This window comes from Amycolatopsis sp. WAC 01375 (genome assembly GCF_003947325.1).
Lineage (GTDB): Bacteria > Actinomycetota > Actinomycetes > Mycobacteriales > Pseudonocardiaceae > Amycolatopsis.
The window spans coordinates 18,844-34,813 of the sequence record NZ_QHHW01000042.1; the positions used below are offsets into that span (position 1 = coordinate 18,844).

General features: G+C 68.8%; 14 protein-coding genes. 8 read left to right on the forward strand and 6 right to left on the reverse strand.

Features of this window, described 5'->3' with window-relative positions:
- Positions 1 to 28 precede the first annotated feature (28 nt).
- The 3 genes from DL991_RS29235 to DL991_RS29245 all read right to left on the reverse strand — a co-directional run bounded on the left by DL991_RS29235 (position 29) and on the right by DL991_RS29245 (position 5,395).
- The gene (locus DL991_RS29235; protein WP_125787578.1) at positions 29 to 1,924 is read right to left on the reverse strand and encodes a S8 family serine peptidase; all 1,896 of its coding nucleotides are present in this window, start codon (positions 1,922 to 1,924) and stop codon (positions 29 to 31) included.
- A 229-nt stretch (positions 1,925 to 2,153) separates the two neighbouring features.
- A complete protein-coding gene (locus DL991_RS29240; protein ID WP_125787579.1) occupies positions 2,154 to 3,038 on the reverse strand; it encodes a sortase in 885 nt (294 codons plus the stop codon).
- On the reverse strand, positions 3,035 to 5,395 hold the full coding sequence (locus DL991_RS29245; protein WP_125787580.1) for a hypothetical protein: 2,361 nt from the start codon (positions 5,393 to 5,395) through the stop codon (positions 3,035 to 3,037). Before DL991_RS29245 ends, DL991_RS29240 begins: the two co-directional genes overlap by 4 nt.
- 218 nt (positions 5,396 to 5,613) lie before the next feature.
- On the opposite strand from DL991_RS29245, the gene pstC reads away from it, so the two are divergent.
- From pstC to DL991_RS29265, 4 genes are read left to right on the forward strand one after another with little or no spacing between them, the layout of a single operon-like run.
- Positions 5,614 to 6,603 (forward strand): phosphate ABC transporter permease subunit PstC, encoded by a 990-nt coding sequence (gene pstC / locus DL991_RS29250; RefSeq protein ID WP_125787581.1) that lies wholly within the window; start codon positions 5,614 to 5,616, stop codon positions 6,601 to 6,603.
- Positions 6,600 to 7,736, forward strand: coding sequence for a phosphate ABC transporter permease PstA (gene pstA / locus DL991_RS29255; protein ID WP_125787582.1), 1,137 nt, complete (start codon positions 6,600 to 6,602; stop codon positions 7,734 to 7,736). Before pstC ends, pstA begins: the two co-directional genes overlap by 4 nt.
- 44 nt (positions 7,737 to 7,780) lie before the next feature.
- A complete protein-coding gene (locus tag DL991_RS29260) occupies positions 7,781 to 8,578 on the forward strand; it encodes a phosphate ABC transporter ATP-binding protein (RefSeq protein ID WP_255433378.1) in 798 nt (265 codons plus the stop codon).
- On the forward strand, positions 8,575 to 10,113 hold the full coding sequence (locus DL991_RS29265; protein WP_125787584.1) for a substrate-binding domain-containing protein: 1,539 nt from the start codon (positions 8,575 to 8,577) through the stop codon (positions 10,111 to 10,113). The genes DL991_RS29260 and DL991_RS29265 overlap by 4 nt, the downstream gene beginning before the upstream one ends.
- Before the next feature lie 107 nt (positions 10,114 to 10,220).
- On the opposite strand, the gene DL991_RS29270 is transcribed toward DL991_RS29265, so the two are convergent.
- The gene (locus DL991_RS29270; RefSeq protein ID WP_125787585.1) at positions 10,221 to 11,132 is read right to left on the reverse strand and encodes an NADP-dependent oxidoreductase; all 912 of its coding nucleotides are present in this window, start codon (positions 11,130 to 11,132) and stop codon (positions 10,221 to 10,223) included.
- Between the two features lie 92 nt (positions 11,133 to 11,224).
- Between DL991_RS29270 and DL991_RS29275 the strand changes: the two genes are divergently transcribed.
- Positions 11,225 to 11,686: a GNAT family N-acetyltransferase gene (locus tag DL991_RS29275; RefSeq protein ID WP_125787586.1), complete on the forward strand. Its 462-nt coding sequence runs from the start codon at positions 11,225 to 11,227 to the stop codon at positions 11,684 to 11,686.
- Here DL991_RS29275 and DL991_RS29280 read toward each other — a convergent pair.
- The gene (locus DL991_RS29280; RefSeq protein ID WP_125787587.1) at positions 11,664 to 12,617 is read right to left on the reverse strand and encodes a YafY family protein; all 954 of its coding nucleotides are present in this window, start codon (positions 12,615 to 12,617) and stop codon (positions 11,664 to 11,666) included. The genes DL991_RS29275 and DL991_RS29280 overlap by 23 nt on opposite strands.
- 115 nt (positions 12,618 to 12,732) lie before the next feature.
- Between DL991_RS29280 and DL991_RS29285 the strand changes: the two genes are divergently transcribed.
- Together DL991_RS29285 and DL991_RS29290 are read left to right on the forward strand one after the other, a co-directional pair.
- Positions 12,733 to 13,812, forward strand: a complete 1,080-nt coding sequence (locus tag DL991_RS29285; RefSeq protein WP_199754133.1) for a winged helix DNA-binding domain-containing protein — start codon at positions 12,733 to 12,735, stop codon at positions 13,810 to 13,812.
- Between the two features lie 75 nt (positions 13,813 to 13,887).
- Entirely contained in the window at positions 13,888 to 14,184 is a 297-nt protein-coding gene (locus tag DL991_RS29290) for a hypothetical protein (protein ID WP_125787589.1), read from the forward strand.
- Positions 14,185 to 14,201: 17 nt separating this feature from the next.
- Here DL991_RS29290 and DL991_RS29295 read toward each other — a convergent pair whose 3' ends face one another.
- Positions 14,202 to 14,972, reverse strand: coding sequence for an FHA domain-containing protein (locus tag DL991_RS29295; protein WP_125787590.1), 771 nt, complete (start codon positions 14,970 to 14,972; stop codon positions 14,202 to 14,204).
- A gap of 84 nt (positions 14,973 to 15,056) precedes the next feature.
- On the opposite strand from DL991_RS29295, the gene DL991_RS29300 reads away from it, so the two are divergent.
- Entirely contained in the window at positions 15,057 to 15,428 is a 372-nt protein-coding gene (locus DL991_RS29300) for a PH domain-containing protein (protein ID WP_125787591.1), read from the forward strand.
- Positions 15,429 to 15,970: the final 542 nt, after the last annotated feature.

The following is a 15,970-nucleotide window of genomic DNA, read 5'->3' on the forward strand; positions in this document are numbered from 1 at the left end:
CCGGGCCGTTTCGTGGTTCGAGCTTGTGCTACTTCTTCGGGGCGACGCCGAGGGCGGCGAGCGCCGGATCGGTCATGATCACGCCCGCCCCGGTCACCGGGTCGAAGCCGGGGGCGCCGAGGTCGATCGCGGTCGACGTCAGTGCCGTGCGGATCTCCGCCGGGGTGGCGGTCGGCTTGCCCTGCATGAGCAGCGCGGCGATGGCGGCGGCGCTCGGCGCGGCGGCGGAGGTCCCGAAGAACGGCTGGAAGCCGGTCACCGAGGTCGCGACGCCGTCGGCCGCGGTGATGTCCGGCTTGTTCCGCGTCGCACCACCGGTCGAGGACACGTTGCCGGGGGTGATCACCGAACCGTCCGGGTTGTAGAACTGGTGACGGCGACCGTCCGAAGTGAACCGCTCCCACTTGCTGGCGGCGGTGAACAGACCCGGGTACGGGCCTGCCGGGTTCGCCGGGTCACCGGTCTCGAGCGCGCGGCCGAAGGCACCGGCGGCCGGGGCGGCCGCGACACTGAAGGCGTTGACGGCTGCCGAGTGGCCGGAGGTGACACCGTTGGTGCTGAAGGCTTTCAGCGCGCCCGAGGTGACGAAGCGGCCACGGATGACGTTGAGCGCGATGAACCGGTCGGAGCCGCTGTACTTGACCACGGCGACCTTGAAGCCCGAGCCGCTGGCCGGGACCTGGGCGATCTCGTACGGGTTCTGGGTGCCGTTCTGCGAGCCTTCGCTGGAGGCGACGACCGAACCGGACGAGTTCAGGACGAACAGGTCGTAGTCGCTGGTGGCCTTGCCCCACGGGTCGGACCAGAACAGGGTGACGTAGCGGCCGACCGAGTTCGGCGAGAGCGCGTTGTACAGCTGGGTCGTGCTGCTCGGGTCGAAGTCGTGCGGCGTCCCGGTGATCCCGGAGATCTTGCTGGCCGAGCCGCGGAAGTCGCCCTCGTAGTAGCCGCTGGTGCCGTCGGTCAGGTTGCCCGAGTTCCCGGCGGAGGAGAAGTAGAGCGCGCCCGCCGCGGTCACGTCGTTGACGGCCTGCGCGACCGGGCCGTCCTGGAACGGCGACTCGTCGAAGTAGGAGACGTCGTCGACGATGATCGTGCACTTGCCGGTCGTGCGCAGCGCGCGGATGTTGTCGGCGAAGCTCTGCTCACTGGTGAAGGCGGTCGCGAAACCGAGGGCGGCGCCGGGCGCCATGTCGTGGATGATCTCCAGCATCGCGGTGCCCTCGTCACCGCTGCCCGCCTGGCCGGGGAGGACGTCGACGGCGGGCAGTTCGCCGGCGGTCTGGGACGCCTTGAGCGACTTGATGCCGTCCGAGAGCACGCAGACCTTCTGGCCCGCGCCGGTGACGCCGTACTTGGTGCGGGCGGTGTCGTTGCCGTGCGCCTTGTCGCCCTCGGCGACCTGCAGCGCGGCGGCGGTCTGCTTGGCGGCGGCCTGCCGCCGGTCCTGTGGGGCGGACTCGTTCCAGGTCATGGCCTGGGAAGCGGCCTTGACCTCGGCGACGTCCCCGCGTCCGGCGATCGTGTCGACGGCGTTCAGTGGCAGGTCGGCGCGGATCGCGCCGGCGGGAGAGGCGTGGCGGACGGTGCCGCCCGCTGCCTTGACGGCGTCCACGAGTGGCTGGCCCGCGCCCTTGATGTCCACCGCGACCGTGCCGGCGTCACTGACGCCCAGCCCGGTCCGGTACTCGGGCAGCTTGCCTGCCAGGCCCTTGTCGGCGCGGAGGCGCTTCTCGATGACGAGCTGGCTCGACTGCTTGCGCTCTGCCGGGGTGAGGCTCTTCTTGATGCTCTGCAGTGCGGTGATCCCGGTCTGCGTGCGCGCCTCCTCCGACGGCTGGGCACCGGACACCGCGGTCGACAGCAGCAAAGCGCCGACCGCGACCGGAACCGAGCATGTGACCACCCGGCTGAATCTGCTCATCGAACTCTCCCTGTGTTCAGCAATCCAGTCGCGCTCCGGCTAAAGCACGCTGGTGGCATGACACTCCGTCAGATGAATTCCTTCGGTTGCCCGAATGAGTTACCCCTGACCGGGTGTAATGGGGAGAATCTAAAGAGCTGTCGGTGATCAGTCCACCGACCAAAGTCGGGAACGGGCGAAGATCCACATCCTGAGAACGGGTTCGGCCCGAAAAGACCGAAATCCTGGATTACGCCCAAGCCGGAAAGAGCCGCCACAGCGCCAATGCCGCCAGCGCGGCGAAAGTGAGCAGGACCGGCCCGGTGATGACATAGGTCGAAACCGGACGCCACCGGCGATAAAGGAAAGTCGCCCCGGCCGCCGCCGCCACGAATCCGCCGAAGGCCAGCACCAGCCCGGCCCACGCGTCACCGTCACCGGTCCGGCCGTCCTGTGCGTCCGCCTTGCCGTTCTGCGGGGTCGGGCGGAACGGCCTGCCCTCCAGTGCGGCGGTCACCACCGTCGCTTCGGCCGAGGCCAGCGGCCACCACGAGGCCGAGGTCACCAGCGTCAGCCGATCGTTCTCGGTCTTGCCGTAGTCGGCTCCCTCGTCGAGGGGCCGGGTAGCCGTGTCGGTCACCCGGTAGACGGACTTGCCCTGTGTCGTCGCGACGACGATCTCGTCACCCTTCACCAAGGCGTCGAGTGAGCCGAACGGGCCGCCGAACCCGGCGTTGCGGGCGGCGATCACGGCGTTGCCCGGCTGCCCCAGCCCGGCCGTCCCCGGGACGTGACCGGGGCCGGACGCGGTTTCCCCGCTCGACGCGCCTTCGATGACGACCTGCCGCACCTTCAAGGCCGGGATCTCCATGACGGCCACCGGCCTGCCGAACTCGACGGGTTTGGCGGGCGGTGCCGCGCCGAACAGGCTCTGGCTGGCGCCCAGCGCCACGCCGATCTCAGCACGGATCTCCGTCAGCGCCTTCCGCTGATCACTCGACTGCAGCATCGGGCCCAGCGCGTAGACGACCAGCGCCAGCGCCACCAGGGTGGTGACCAGCCACGCGAACGCGACGGCCCCGATCCAGCCGGGGCCGAACCGCAGGAACTCCCTTTCTTCTACCTCCGTGCTCACGCCACGTCACCCGAGGGCTTGCGGCGGAGGAGAGCGAACAGCATGGCGAACGCGGCACCGATCCCGGCCAGCGCCCTGGTCAGCCAGGACGGCACCGGCCGACCGGCCGCGAGATACGCCGTCGCGGACGGCAAGGTCGCCAGGATCACCAGCGCCACCAAGGGAATCAGGGCTCCGAGCGCACCCGCGCCCGCGAACTTCGGGATGTCGATCGACTCGGCGAGGTTCTTCGCCGCGGCCACGCTTTCCGGGGACGGGGCGACCGCGGGCGCCGGTCCGGTGGCGGCCGCCACCGGGGTGCCGGCGGACGAACCGGGCCCTCCGGAGGGCCCGCCCAAGGAAGAGTTGGCGGCCTGCGTGGCGCCGGTCGCGCCCGGCGGCGGCGGATTCTTCGCCGCTTCCTTTTCCTGGCACGCCTTTTCGGCGGTGCCGGTACCGATCTTGGCGACACGCCGGCCGGCGGTCGCGGCCAGTCCGGGACTCAACCGGACCATCCCGGGGGGAAGCAGTGACTGCCCGAATCCGGCCGCGAGGTTGGCGAACGACTTCAGCTGCTCCTGCTTCTCCTTCATCGGCTGACAGTTCGCGTCGATCAACGGGTTGACCGGAACGGCCAGGTATTCGACGAAGGTGAGCGGGTACGCGCCGTCCTGGGAAACGGTGCCGGTCTCGGCCGTTCCGTCGGGGCCGATCTTCATCGCGTCGGCCGCCAGCCGCAGGCTCTGCTCGGTCGGCGCGACGAAGTTCCCCTTGCCGTCCGGGAGCGCCACCGGCGTCCAGCGGTTGACCGTGGCCGTCGCGAGGTCGGTGATCACCCAGTTCATGCAGCCGCCGGCGCAGTCCGCGCCCCTGCCGACGACGGCGTTGTCGACGGTCTTGCGCACCGACAGCTGACCGGTCTTCGCGTCGACGTTGTTGATCCGGAACTTGCCGGGGTCCAGCGCGCTCAGATCGGCGATCACCCCCGGCGACTTCCCTTCCAGGTCACCGAAGTAGCCCTCCCCCTTCTTCGGGAAGACCCAGGCTTCGGGTGCCGATCGGACGAGAGCCCGGCTCAGGGTGAACGGGACGGTGCCCGGTCCCGACTCCCCCGTCGCGCCGAAGAAGTCGGTGTTGCCGCCGTAACCGGATCGGGCGTTCACCGCGATCACCCCGGCAGGCTGGCCGTCCTTGATGGCCGCGAGCGCCGGATTCCTGGTGACCAGCGGGGAACCGTTCTTGAAGATGCCGCCGCGCCCGTCGGCGTCGGGTACCTGCCCGCCCTTCGTGAACATGTTCGCCACTTCGTCGTAGGCGAAGGACAGGGTTCCGGTGAACTTCGAGTTGAGCGGGCTGCCCCCGTCGTTGACGTCGGTCGGGGACCAGCCGACCGCGGCGATCACGGCCGCGTTGATCCCGACGGGGACGTATTCCCGGGACCGCACGGACTGCGCGGCCAGCGCGTTCCCGCTTCCGGTGATCATGAGATCGGAGGCGCCCTTGTCGAACGCGGTCAGCCCGACGTCCTCGGTCTCGCTCACGATGTTGGTGGGCTGGTCGGACCGCGTGGGCGCGCACAGCGCCTGGTTCCAGGCGACCGCGGTCCGGCCGAGCCGCTCCGGCATGCTGGCGTTGAGCGTGTTCCGGCCGATCCCCTTGCAGCCCTTGACCCCGATCCCCGGCAGGTACGGCGTGAACTTGAGGGATTCGTCGACCCAGGTCACCGTCTTGCCCGCGGCGTCCTGTGCGGTGATCTGGATCGTGACGGTGCACGGATTGTTCTCGTCACAGGTGAAGGAGAACTGCCTTCTGGACTTCGCGCCGGTCACCGGGTCGACGACGACGGGATTGTCCGCCCACGGCACCTTCGGGAATTTGTCGCCGGGATTCACCGCTTTTTCATAAGTGGTGTAAAGCGGATCCCACGCCACCGCATGCGGGCGCAAGGTACCGCGCGGGATCGTCGTGTCGAAGACGATGTCGCCGGTCGTGCTGCTCCGCACCCTTTCCATCGACTGCATTCCCGCGGCCTTGCCGGTGAATTCGTCGCCGAATTCGTCCTGGCAGTAGGCCTGCACCCGGGTGAGCAGCGTGCTGTCCTTGCTCCACGGCGGGACATACACCTTCTTCATGAGATTGTCCGGCACGTCCTTCGGGCAGACGACGAGTTTCGCCTTCGCCCCCTTGGGCAGGCCAGAGAGCGTGATCCGCAGTGGATCACCGTTCTGCACCGCCGACAGATCGGCGGGCTCGGTCTTGAGCTTGTACGGCGGATTGGCGGGCGCCTGCGCCTGCGCGGCGGGGACGGACACCCCCGCGACCGCCAGTATCCCGCAGATCAGCACGATCCCGGCTCGTCTCGCACGGACCAGGAACACGGACGACTCCCCAGATTTCACGGGATCCAACGTCCACGAGTCACCCGTTCGGGGTCAACCGGCTCAGACCGTCTGCGCGCACTGATTCACAAACGCCCCGTCGGGCGTTCTCCGCGTGGACACCTTTCCCGGCGGCGGGCACCACATACTGGCCGCATCGAGGGGCGACGTGGTGTGCCCTGAACTCCTTTACTTGCCAACACGAAGGAAGGCCGCCCGTGACCATCGCGCCACCCCGGCCCGACCCGTCCCCACCCGGAACCCCGGTGCGGCGGGTGATCACCGAAGTCCTGTCACGGGCCGACCGCGCTTTCCGCCGCGTCACCACCGGCGCCGGGCTGACCATGCTGGCGATCCTCGTGGTCATCGGCTTCTTCCTCGTCTACCGATCCGGGCCGGCCTTCGACGCGAGCGGTTTCGGGTTCTTCACCACGATCCGGTTCGATCCGGCCTCGGGTGTCCTCGGGGTGCTCGGCCTGCTCTTTGGGACCATCGTGGTCGCGCTGATCGCCATCCTGATCGCGGTCCCGCTGAGCATCCTGGCGGCGTTGTTCATCACCGAGTACTCGAGCGGGCGGATCCGGGGGTTCCTGACCGGGCTCGTCGACCTGCTCGCCGCGATCCCGAGCCTGCTGTACGGCCTGTGGGGGTTCGCCTTCCTCGGCCCGCAGATCGTGCCCGTCTCGCTGTGGCTCACCGAAAACCTCGACTGGTTCCCGTTGTTCTCGTCGAAGGAGAACGCGCTGTACATCCAGTCCATGTTCATCGCGGGTCTGGTGGTCTCGCTGATGGTCCTCCCGATCACGACCTCGGTGATCCGGGAGGTGTTCGCGCAGACGCCGCCCGGTGAGAAGGAGGCGGCGCTCGCACTGGGCAGCACGCGGTGGGGAATGGTCAGGACGGTGGTCCTGCCCTTCGGCCGAGGCGGCGTCATCGGTGGCTCGATGCTCGGGCTCGGCCGCGCGCTCGGCGAGACGATCGCCGTTTCCCTGCTGCTGCCGCAGGTTCCGGAGATCACGAAGCACGTCCTCCAGTTCGGCGGCGCGACGATCTCCGGCTTCATCGCCAACAACTCCGGCGCGTCGGGGCTCGCGCTGTCCGGGCTGATGGCCGCGGGCCTGGTGCTGTTCGTCTTCACCCTGGCGACGAACTTCACCGCGTCGGTGATCATCTCCAAGAGCCGTTCGGGCGCGGGGGTGGACGCGTGACCACGACGTTGACTCCCCCTGTCACCCCTTCACCGCGCAAGCTCGTCAAACGCCGTCCGTCGGAGACGACCAGGCAGGACCGGCTCGCGGCGCTGGGCTGCGCGGTGTCGGCCACGCTGCTCACCTGGTTCGTCATGCATCTGCTGTTGGATTCCCCCGGCTGGCTGGCCGATCTGATCGTCGCGTACCTGCTGTACCTGTCGATGCTCTACCTGGTCACCCGCGACCGGCTGGGCAGACTCGCCGCGTCGGACCGGCTGGTTTCCACCGTCGTCGTCAGCGGGGCGCTGATCCTCCTCGCGCCGCTGCTGTCACTGCTGATCTACATCGTCGCGGAGGGCGCGCCGTATCTGCGGCTCGCGTTCTTCACCCACGACATGTCCACGGTCGCGCCGACCGATCCGGTGACCGACACCGGCGGCCTGCACGCCGTCATCGGCACCTTGCAGCAGACCGCACTGACCTTGGTCCTGGTCGTCCCGCTGGGCGTGCTCACCGCGGTCTTCCTGAACGAGACGCGGTCCAGGTTCCGGCGACCGGTGCGGATCATGGTCGACGCGATGAGCGGCCTTCCGTCCATTGTGGCCGGTCTGTTCGTCTACGCGGCCTTGATCATCCCTGGCATCCAGGCGGGTGTGGGCTTGTTCAGCTACAACGGGATGATGGCCACGCTCGCGTTGACGATGGTCATGCTGCCGACCGTCACGCGAACCGTGGACGTCGTGCTCCGCCTCGTCCCGGACGGCCTGCGCGAGGCGTCGTTGGCGCTCGGCGCGAGCCGGGCCCGCACGGTGTGGTCGGTCGTACTCCCGACCGCGCGGACCGGCGTCACCACCGCCGTGATCCTCGGCATCGCCCGGGTGGCGGGTGAGACCGCGCCGCTGCTGTTCACCTCGTTCGGCGCGCTGGGGATGAACGCGAACCCGTTCTCCGATCCGCAGGAGAGCATCCCGCTGTTCATCTACCGCTTCATCAAACAGCCGCTCGAGAACGTCCAGCAGCGCGGCTACGTCGGCGCGCTCGTGCTGATCCTGCTCATCTTCGGCCTGTTCGCGATCGCCCGTGTGGTGGGCCGCGACCGGTCCAAACGCAAGGCGAAGAGAACCACCGTCAAGACACAGGAGAACCGGTGACCGACACTGAAGTGTCCTACGTGGACAGTCCGGCGCGCCCGCTGGTGGCACTGACCGGCGGTCCGCCGCCCGGCGCGGCGGAACTCGAATCCCGCGAGATCGGTGCCTGGTTCGGTGACCGCTTGGTGCTCGAAGGGGTTTCGCTGCGGATGCCCGCCAAGGAGGTGACCGCGCTCATCGGCCCGTCCGGCTGTGGCAAGTCGACCTTCCTGCGCATCCTCAACCGGATGCACGAGCTGGTGCCGTCGGCGTCGCTGACCGGCGAGGTCCTGTTGGACGGCAAGGACATCTACGCCGACGGGACGCGTCCGCAGCAGGTGCGGCTGCGGATCGGCATGGTGTTCCAGAAGCCCAACCCGTTCCCGGCGATGTCCATTCGCGACAACGTGCTGGCCGGGCTCAAGCTCGCCGGCGTCAAATGCGGTGACAAGGACGCGCTCGTCGAACAGAGCCTCGAACGGGCCGGGCTGTGGCGCGAGGTCCGCGACCGGCTGAGCTCCCCCGGCGGCGCGCTGTCCGGCGGGCAGCAGCAACGGCTCTGCATCGCGCGATCGCTGGCCGTGCAGCCGAACGTGCTGCTGATGGACGAGCCCTGCTCCGCGCTCGACCCGACGTCGACCCGGCGGATCGAGCAGACCATCGCCGAGATCGGGCACGAGGTGACGGTCGTGATCGTCACGCACAACATGCAGCAGGCCCAACGGGTTTCGGACCACTGCGCGTTCTTCCTCGCGGCCGAGAACGAACCCGGCCGGGTGATCGAACACGGTCCGACGGACACCATCTTCAACGCCCCGTCGGACGAGCGCACCTTCGACTACGTGAACGGGCGATTCGGATGATCCGGCGGCTGGCCGCGCTGGGCGGGGTCACGGTGTTGCTGTCGCTGGTGATCACTCCCGGCGCCGCGGCGCTGTCCAGGGTCACCGGCTCCGGCTCCAGCTACGTGGGCCCGGCGATGAACGACTGGCAGAACGGCGCGACGTCACGCGGTATCCCGGTCAACTACTCGGCCACCAACTCGCCCGCCGGGGTCAACCAGTACGGCGACCGGACGGTGGACTTCGGCGGGACCGAGGCCGAGGTGTCCTCGCTCATCGCGGCCGGTGGCGGCGGCCTTTCCGCGCAGACCCGCGGCTACCAGTACGTCCCGGACGTCGCGGGCGCGGTCGCCGTGATGTACAACGTGACCGACCAGGGCGGGAAGCGCGTCGACTACCTGCACCTCACCCGGGAGGTGATCGGCCGCATCTTCAGCCGGGACATCACCCGCTGGAGCGATCCGGCCATCACCGCGACCAACGGCGGCAAGCCGCTGCCCGATCAGCCCATCACGCTGGTCGGCCGGACCGGGCAGTCCGGGACGACGGCGTTGTTCTACGACTTCATCGCCCACGCCGCACCGGCCGCCTACAACCGGTTCGTCTCCCGCAACGTCGGGAACGGCATGGGGAACCTGCCGTCGGGCGTACGTCCCATCCAGCTTCCCGGACAGGGGCCGGACGCCGAGTGGTACCGGCTGCTCGCGGACTCGGACCAGATCGCGAAGTCCGTGGGTTCGGGCAGCATCCCGTTCTCCATCGCCTACGACGAATTCGCCTACGCCCAGCTCTACAAGGTGCCGGCGGCGTGGGTACAGAACGGCGCCGGCCAGTACACGCAGCCCTACGCCGAGAACATCGCGGCCGCGTTGAAGCACGCGGAACTGCGGCCGGACCTGAGCCAGAAGCTGGACAAGGTCTACTCGAACACCGATCCGAAGTCGTACCCGATCTCGGCGTACTCGTACGTCATGATGCCGTGCACCAGCGGCCGTGACACCTGCCGCGGCGGCTACGGCGACCAGGGCAAGACCGACACGATGGCCGCGTTCCTCGAGCACGTCGCCTGCGACGGCCAGATCAACATGGCCCGGATCGGCTATTCGCCGCTGCCGCCGAACCTGTCGCAGGAGATCATGAACTCGAACGCGCGGCTCACCAGGCGACCGGCGAAGCAGCTCAACGCGGGCAACTGCGGCAACCCGACCTTCCACGGCAGCCTCGGCGCCGGGGCCGCCAGCCCGCCCGACCCGCTGGTGACCGGCGGGATCATCAACCCGGACGGCAAACCCAAGGCGGGCACCGGCGCCGCCGGCCCCAACGCCTCCACCGGCCCCAGCACCGGTCCGGCCGCCGGCGACAAGACCGCGACCGCCACGGCGAACCCCGACGAGGAGTCGGCGGGCGGCGGCTCGAAGAACTGGCGGGAGGCCGCACCGGCGGCCTACGACGAAGGCGGTTTCGGCGGTTTCGGGGGCTGGGCGGCGCTGGTGCTCTTCGTGGCGATCGTCGCGCCGCTCGTGGTGCGTGGGGTGGTCCGAAAGGTGCGGGGATAGAGCCGCCTTCACACCTTTCCCAGTACATGAAGGACCCCTTCCTTGCACCTATGTACAGGAAGGGGTCCTTCATGTACTTCACAGAAGACCCGAAACACCCACGAGGCTCACGGGAAGGTCAGCACGACCTTGCCCTGCCCGTGCCCGGTCTCGATCTCCCGGTGCGCCGCCGCGGCCTCGCCGAACGGATACGTCCGCCGCACCAGGAACCGCAGTTCCCCCTTGGCGTACAACGACGCCAGCATCCCCAGCCGCTCCGCCGACCGCGTCCCGGTGACCACTCGCGCCCCCGCTTCGGGCGCGCGGGCGTGCTCGACCAGGGTGAGCACGCGGTCCGGATTCCCGACCAGCTCCAGCGACAGATCGAAGGCGATTCCGCCCGCACCGTCCAGCGCCGCGTCGATACCGGACGGCGCGAGGGCACGCACCCGGTCGGCGAGGCCGTCGCCGTAGACCACCGGTTCGGCGCCGAGCGAGCGGACGTAATCCTGGTTCGCCTCGCTCGCCGTCCCGATCACCCTCGCCCCGCGCAACACGGCGAGCTGGACGGCGGCCGTGCCCACCGCACCCGCCGCCCCGTGGACCAGCAGTGTCTCGCCGCGGGCGACCCGCAGGCCGTCCAGCGCCAGATAGGCGGTCTGCGTCCCCGCCGTGAAGCCGCCCGCGACCTCCCACGGCATCTCCGCCGGCTTCGGCGTGACGTTCTCCGCGGGCACCACGATGTACTCGGCGTACGCCTGCACGGCGGTGAAGCCGAGCACCTCGGCCCCGGCGACGAGGCCGGTCACCCCCGAACCGACCTCGTCGACGACCCCGGCGAACTCGTTCCCCGGGACACGCGGCCAGCTCAGCGCGAGCCCCGCGGGTTCCCAGCCCGCCCGCACGGCCGCGTCGTACGGCTGCACCCCCGCCGCCTTCACCCGCACCCGGACCTCCCCCGCCCCGGCGTGCGGCTCCTCCAACTCCAGCACCCGGAGCACTTCCGGGCCACCGGCTTCCGTGAACGCGGCCGCTTTCATCTCGTTCCTCCAGTTCGTCGTCTGCCCCCAGCCTCATACCTCCAGATAGCTGGAGGTCAAGAACTGTCGGTGTGACGTTCTAAGCTGCGCTCGTGACGAGCTACCGCATCTCCAGGGCAAGCGCTTCCGACGCAGTCAAGGTGACCGCGCTGATGCACGAATCGGCCGCCTATCAAGGGGAGTACGCGTCGATCCTCGAGGGTTACCGGGTCACCGAGGACTACCTCGCCACCCATCCCGCGTTCGTCGCCCACGCGCAGCGGGACGTGGTCGGCTTCTACAGCCTCATCGAGTACCCGGCCGAGCTGGACCTGCTGTTCGTCGCCGATTCCGCACAGGGCACGGGCATCGGCGCGTGGCTGGTCGAGCATATGCTCAAGCAGGCCGCGGACCTGGGCATGACCGAGATTCGCGTCGTCTCCCATCCGCCCGCCGCCGGGTTCTACGAGCGGATGGGCGCCCGTCGTGTCGGGGTCGTGCCGCCCAGCCCGCCGAAGATCACCTGGGAGCGCCCGGACCTGGTCTTCGACGTCAAGAGTCCACCGCGCGGCTGAACCGGCCGATCAGTTCGCGCAGGTGCCCGGCGAATTCCGGCGAGTCGACGACGTCGAAGTCCGTGTCGAGCATGCCCAGGTAGAGCGCCAGATACGCCAGCGTGTCCGCGCCCGCCTTGAGCAGGCAGGTCCGCTCGTCGACGGCTTCGACGACGACGGAGGGCGGCACCTTCGCCGCGGCTTCGGCGGCCGGGGCGTGCAGCCGGATCGTCGCGTGATGCCGCCACAGCGCCGCGCCCACACCACGCTGGAGGTACGCGACCACGCCACCTTCGGGTGGTTCGCGTTCCTCGAAACGTCGTCCGTTGGGCGTACGCGGCCGCACGCGATCCGCGCGGAACGTGCGCCAGTCCTGCCTGTCGGCGTCCCAGCCGACGAGGTACCACCGGCGGCTCATGTGCACGAGGCGGTGCGGCTCGACCTGCCGCCGCGTCTCGGACCCGTTGTGTCCCACGTAATCGAATCGCAGGGTCTCACGGTCGCGGCAGGCGTTGGCGATGACCGAGAGCACCTCGGCGTCGACCGTGGGGCCACCGCCCCGCACCGCGAGTGTCGCGGAATTCAGCGCTTCGACACGGCGCCGCAGCCGCGACGGCAGCACCTGCTCCAGTTTCGCCAGCGCGCGGACCGACGTCTCCTCGATTCCCGCGATCGTGCCGCCCGCGGCCGTGCGCAGACTCATCGCCACCGCGACGGCCTCCTCGTCGTCGAGCAGCAGCGGCGGCATGGCCGCGCCGGCACCCAGGCTGTACCCGCCGGAGACACCGGGAGTCGCGTCGACCGGGTAACCCAAGCCGCGTAGCCGCTCGACATCGTTCCGGATGGTCCTGGTCGTGACGTCGAGCCGCTCCGCCAATTCCGGACCCGTCCGGTGTCGTCTGGTCTGCAGCAACGACAGGAGCCGCAGCAGTCTCGCCGACGTTTCCGCCATGGATCCCACCTTGTCCGCAATCGCGGAACGAACCTTTCCGCGATTGTTCCTAAGCTAGCCCCATGACCGACATCAAGCCATTCCGCTTCGCCGTCCACCGAAAGCGCGTCTGACGATGGAACTTCTGAGCCCCCGGGCCCTCAACCGCGCGACCCTGGCCAGGCAGCTCCTGCTCGACCGCGCCGTTCTGCCCGCCGTCACCGCGATCGAGCGGCTGGCCGGCCTCCAGGCGCAGGCGCCCGACGCGTCCTACGTCGGTCTGTGGTCGCGGCTCCAGGATTTCGAAGTGGACGAGCTGACGAAACCGCTGGCCGCCCGTGAGGTCGTCCGGTCGACGTTGATGCGCGGCACGGTGCACCTGGTGACGGCCTCGGACGGCCTCGCGCTGTGGCCCACCATCAAACCGGTGGTCGAGCGGGGTTTCCTCGGCCACTATTCGCGGGAGGTCGCCGGACTCGATCTCGCCGCGATCGCCGAAGCGGGGCGGGCCCTGCTGGCCGAGCGGCCCCGCACGCGCGCCGAGATCCGCGCCGCGCTGGCGGACCGGTGGCCGGACGCCGACCCGACCACCCTCGCCTACGCGATCCAGAGCCTTCTCCCCCTCGCGCACGTGACCCCGCGTGGCCTGTGGGGCCAGACCGGTCCGGCCGCGTTCGCCCTGCTCGAAGAGTGGGTCGGCGCACCGATCACCGGCGGCATCACGCTCGACGATCTGGTGCTGCGCTACCTCAAGGCGTTCGGTCCGGCGACCGTCCGCGACGCGCAGGTCTGGTCGGGGCTGACTCGTTTGAAAGAGGTCTTCGAGCGACTGCGGCCCAAGCTGGTGACCTTCACCGACGTCGACGGCAAAGAACTGTTCGACCTGCCCGACGCACCGCGTCCCGACGCGGAAACCCCGGCGCCGCCCCGGTTCCTGCCCGAATACGACAACGTCCTGCTCTCCCACGCCGACCGCGTACGGGTGATCCCGGACGGTCGCCGCGTGCCGCTGCCACCGGGCAACGGCGGCCGCCGGGGCACCCTGCTCGTCGATGGTGAATTCCTGGCCATTTGGGCGATCAAAGGGGCGACACTGACGATCGAATCACCGAAACCCTTGCGGGATCAGGATTCGATCGCCGAAGAGGGCGCACGGCTGGTGCGATTCGTAGTGCCGGATCAGGACCACGAGGTACGTTTCGACATCGGCGGGTAACGGTCCGGCCTTTTGCCGTAACGAAGGGCGGCGTTCGGGCGAAGCATGGCGCGTGGAGCCTGAAAGGAGCGGGCCATGGGCAAGAACTACGGATTCATGACGGTGCTTGCGGGGCTGGGCGCGCTCGCGGTCATCGCGGTGGCGGCGGTCATGCGGTACCCGAACACGTCGGACGTCACGGCGGTGATCACCGCGGCGGGAACGGTGATCGGCACCGTGGTGGGTGCCTTCTTCGGCGTGAACGCGGCCTCGGCGGGACGCGTGAAGGCGGAGGAAAGCCGCGATCAAGCGACCGCGGCACTGGTGAAGGTCGCGGGCGAGGCGGACAAGGGCAGCGACGTCGCGAAGGCGGCGATGGAAGGCGTGAGCTGACAGTCCTCTATGGACACTCAGTCGAGCGCGTCGAGCAGGGCGAGGTCCGGCGGGACGAGCGTCGTGGACAACACGAGCTCACGCAACAGGTTGTCGTTCAACGCGTTGCCGACCGGTTCGCCGACCTCTTCGCGCCGCAAACCGTAAACTCCGCCGGCGGACAACCGCCCCCGGACGTCGATGACGACGTGCTCGACCCGGCGGCTGGTCCATGTCTCGCCAGGACGGAGTTCGGCGAGGATCTCGGCCGTCTGCTGACGGGACAACGGCTGCGGATTGAGGTCGTGCAGGAGATAACGCTGCCCGAAGACGACCAGTACCAGGCGTTCTTCCGCGCTGAGGCGCCAGCGGCGGGGCGGCACGGTGACGTCGTCGTGCCGGGTGGCGGGCTGCCCACCGTCGGGACCGGCGACGTACAACTCGAGCAGATGCTCCCGCCTGCCCGAGCCGCGGACGAACAGCGGCGTGTACCCGTCCGACAGGGGGATCGGCTCCTCGCCGCGGGAAAGCCAGCGGGAATTCGGCATCCGGATGGGCAACTGGCCGGTGTTGCTGACCCACCACCGCCCGCCGGTGAAGTTCAACAGCCCGTGCCTGCGGCTGACCTGCACGTCGTTCTCGCCCACACACACGTCGACCTGCGGCCGATTCCGCCCGAAGGAGATCTCGCCGCCCTCACCGGGATCGACGGACACCCCGCCCGCCAGCGCGAGAGCGAACACCGCGCCGGGAGCCGACGGGGGCACGCCGAGCGCCAAACTCTCGTGCGTCGTCGTGAGCCGCTTCATCGTGCCTCCTCCAGTACCCGGGCAGTATGCGGGACCCCGCCGGGGACGGGTCCCCGTGTCGCGTTCATCCGTATGTTGGACTACATGATTGACTTCTCCAAGGACACCGTCTTCAAGCTCACGCCATGCAAACCGAAGGACATCGCGCCGACGGTGCAGCCGATCATCATCCCCGGCGAACAGATCATCTCCTCGTTCAAGGCGGTGCGCGACTTCGTGGTGTTCACGAACAAGCGGCTGATCGCGGTGAACGTCCAGGGCATGACAGGCAAGAAGAAGGACTTCACTTCGCTGCCGTACAACAGGATCCAGGCCTTCTCGATCGAAACCGCGGGCACCTTCGACCTCGATGCCGAGCTGGACCTCTGGTTCAGCGGGCTGGGGAACGTGCGGCTGGAGTTCCGCGGGTCGGACATCCGGGCCATCGGCCAGCTGATCGCCACGCACACGCTTTAGCGTTTTGGCGTTGACGATGTGGGAATCGGGACGTTGAGTGTCCCGATTCCTACATCGTCGGGAGCCTTGGCTTGATCAACGGAGGATTGGGGACGTTGAGCGTCCCAAATCCTCCCCACTCGGCATCTTCCAGTCGCCGGTCTCGACATGACCGCCGCTCATAGCCACCGGCCTGCGCGCCAGGACTGGACACTTTTCGCCCTTACCGACGTCGGACGGCCTGGAGACGGCCTGGCGCTCGCCCGGTGCGGACAGTGCCGGGGGGTCGTGAGTGTTTGGGTCGTTAGAGCCAAGGGGGTCTTAGGTACCTACGTGGTTCCGGCTGCGGTTGATGCCAGGCCGGTCCGTGAAGGACTCCGGCCAGAGGCGCTCACGTGAGCTTTCGCGGTCGTGGGGATGTCGTGAAGGGCCCCTATGAGACGTTGAAGGTCTCAAAGGGGCCCTTCACGACACACCGGCCCGCCTCAGCCCTGGCCGAGGCTCGCCAGAACGACACTTACCACTCACGAGGACCTACATGTTGATCATATGTCCCGCAAGAC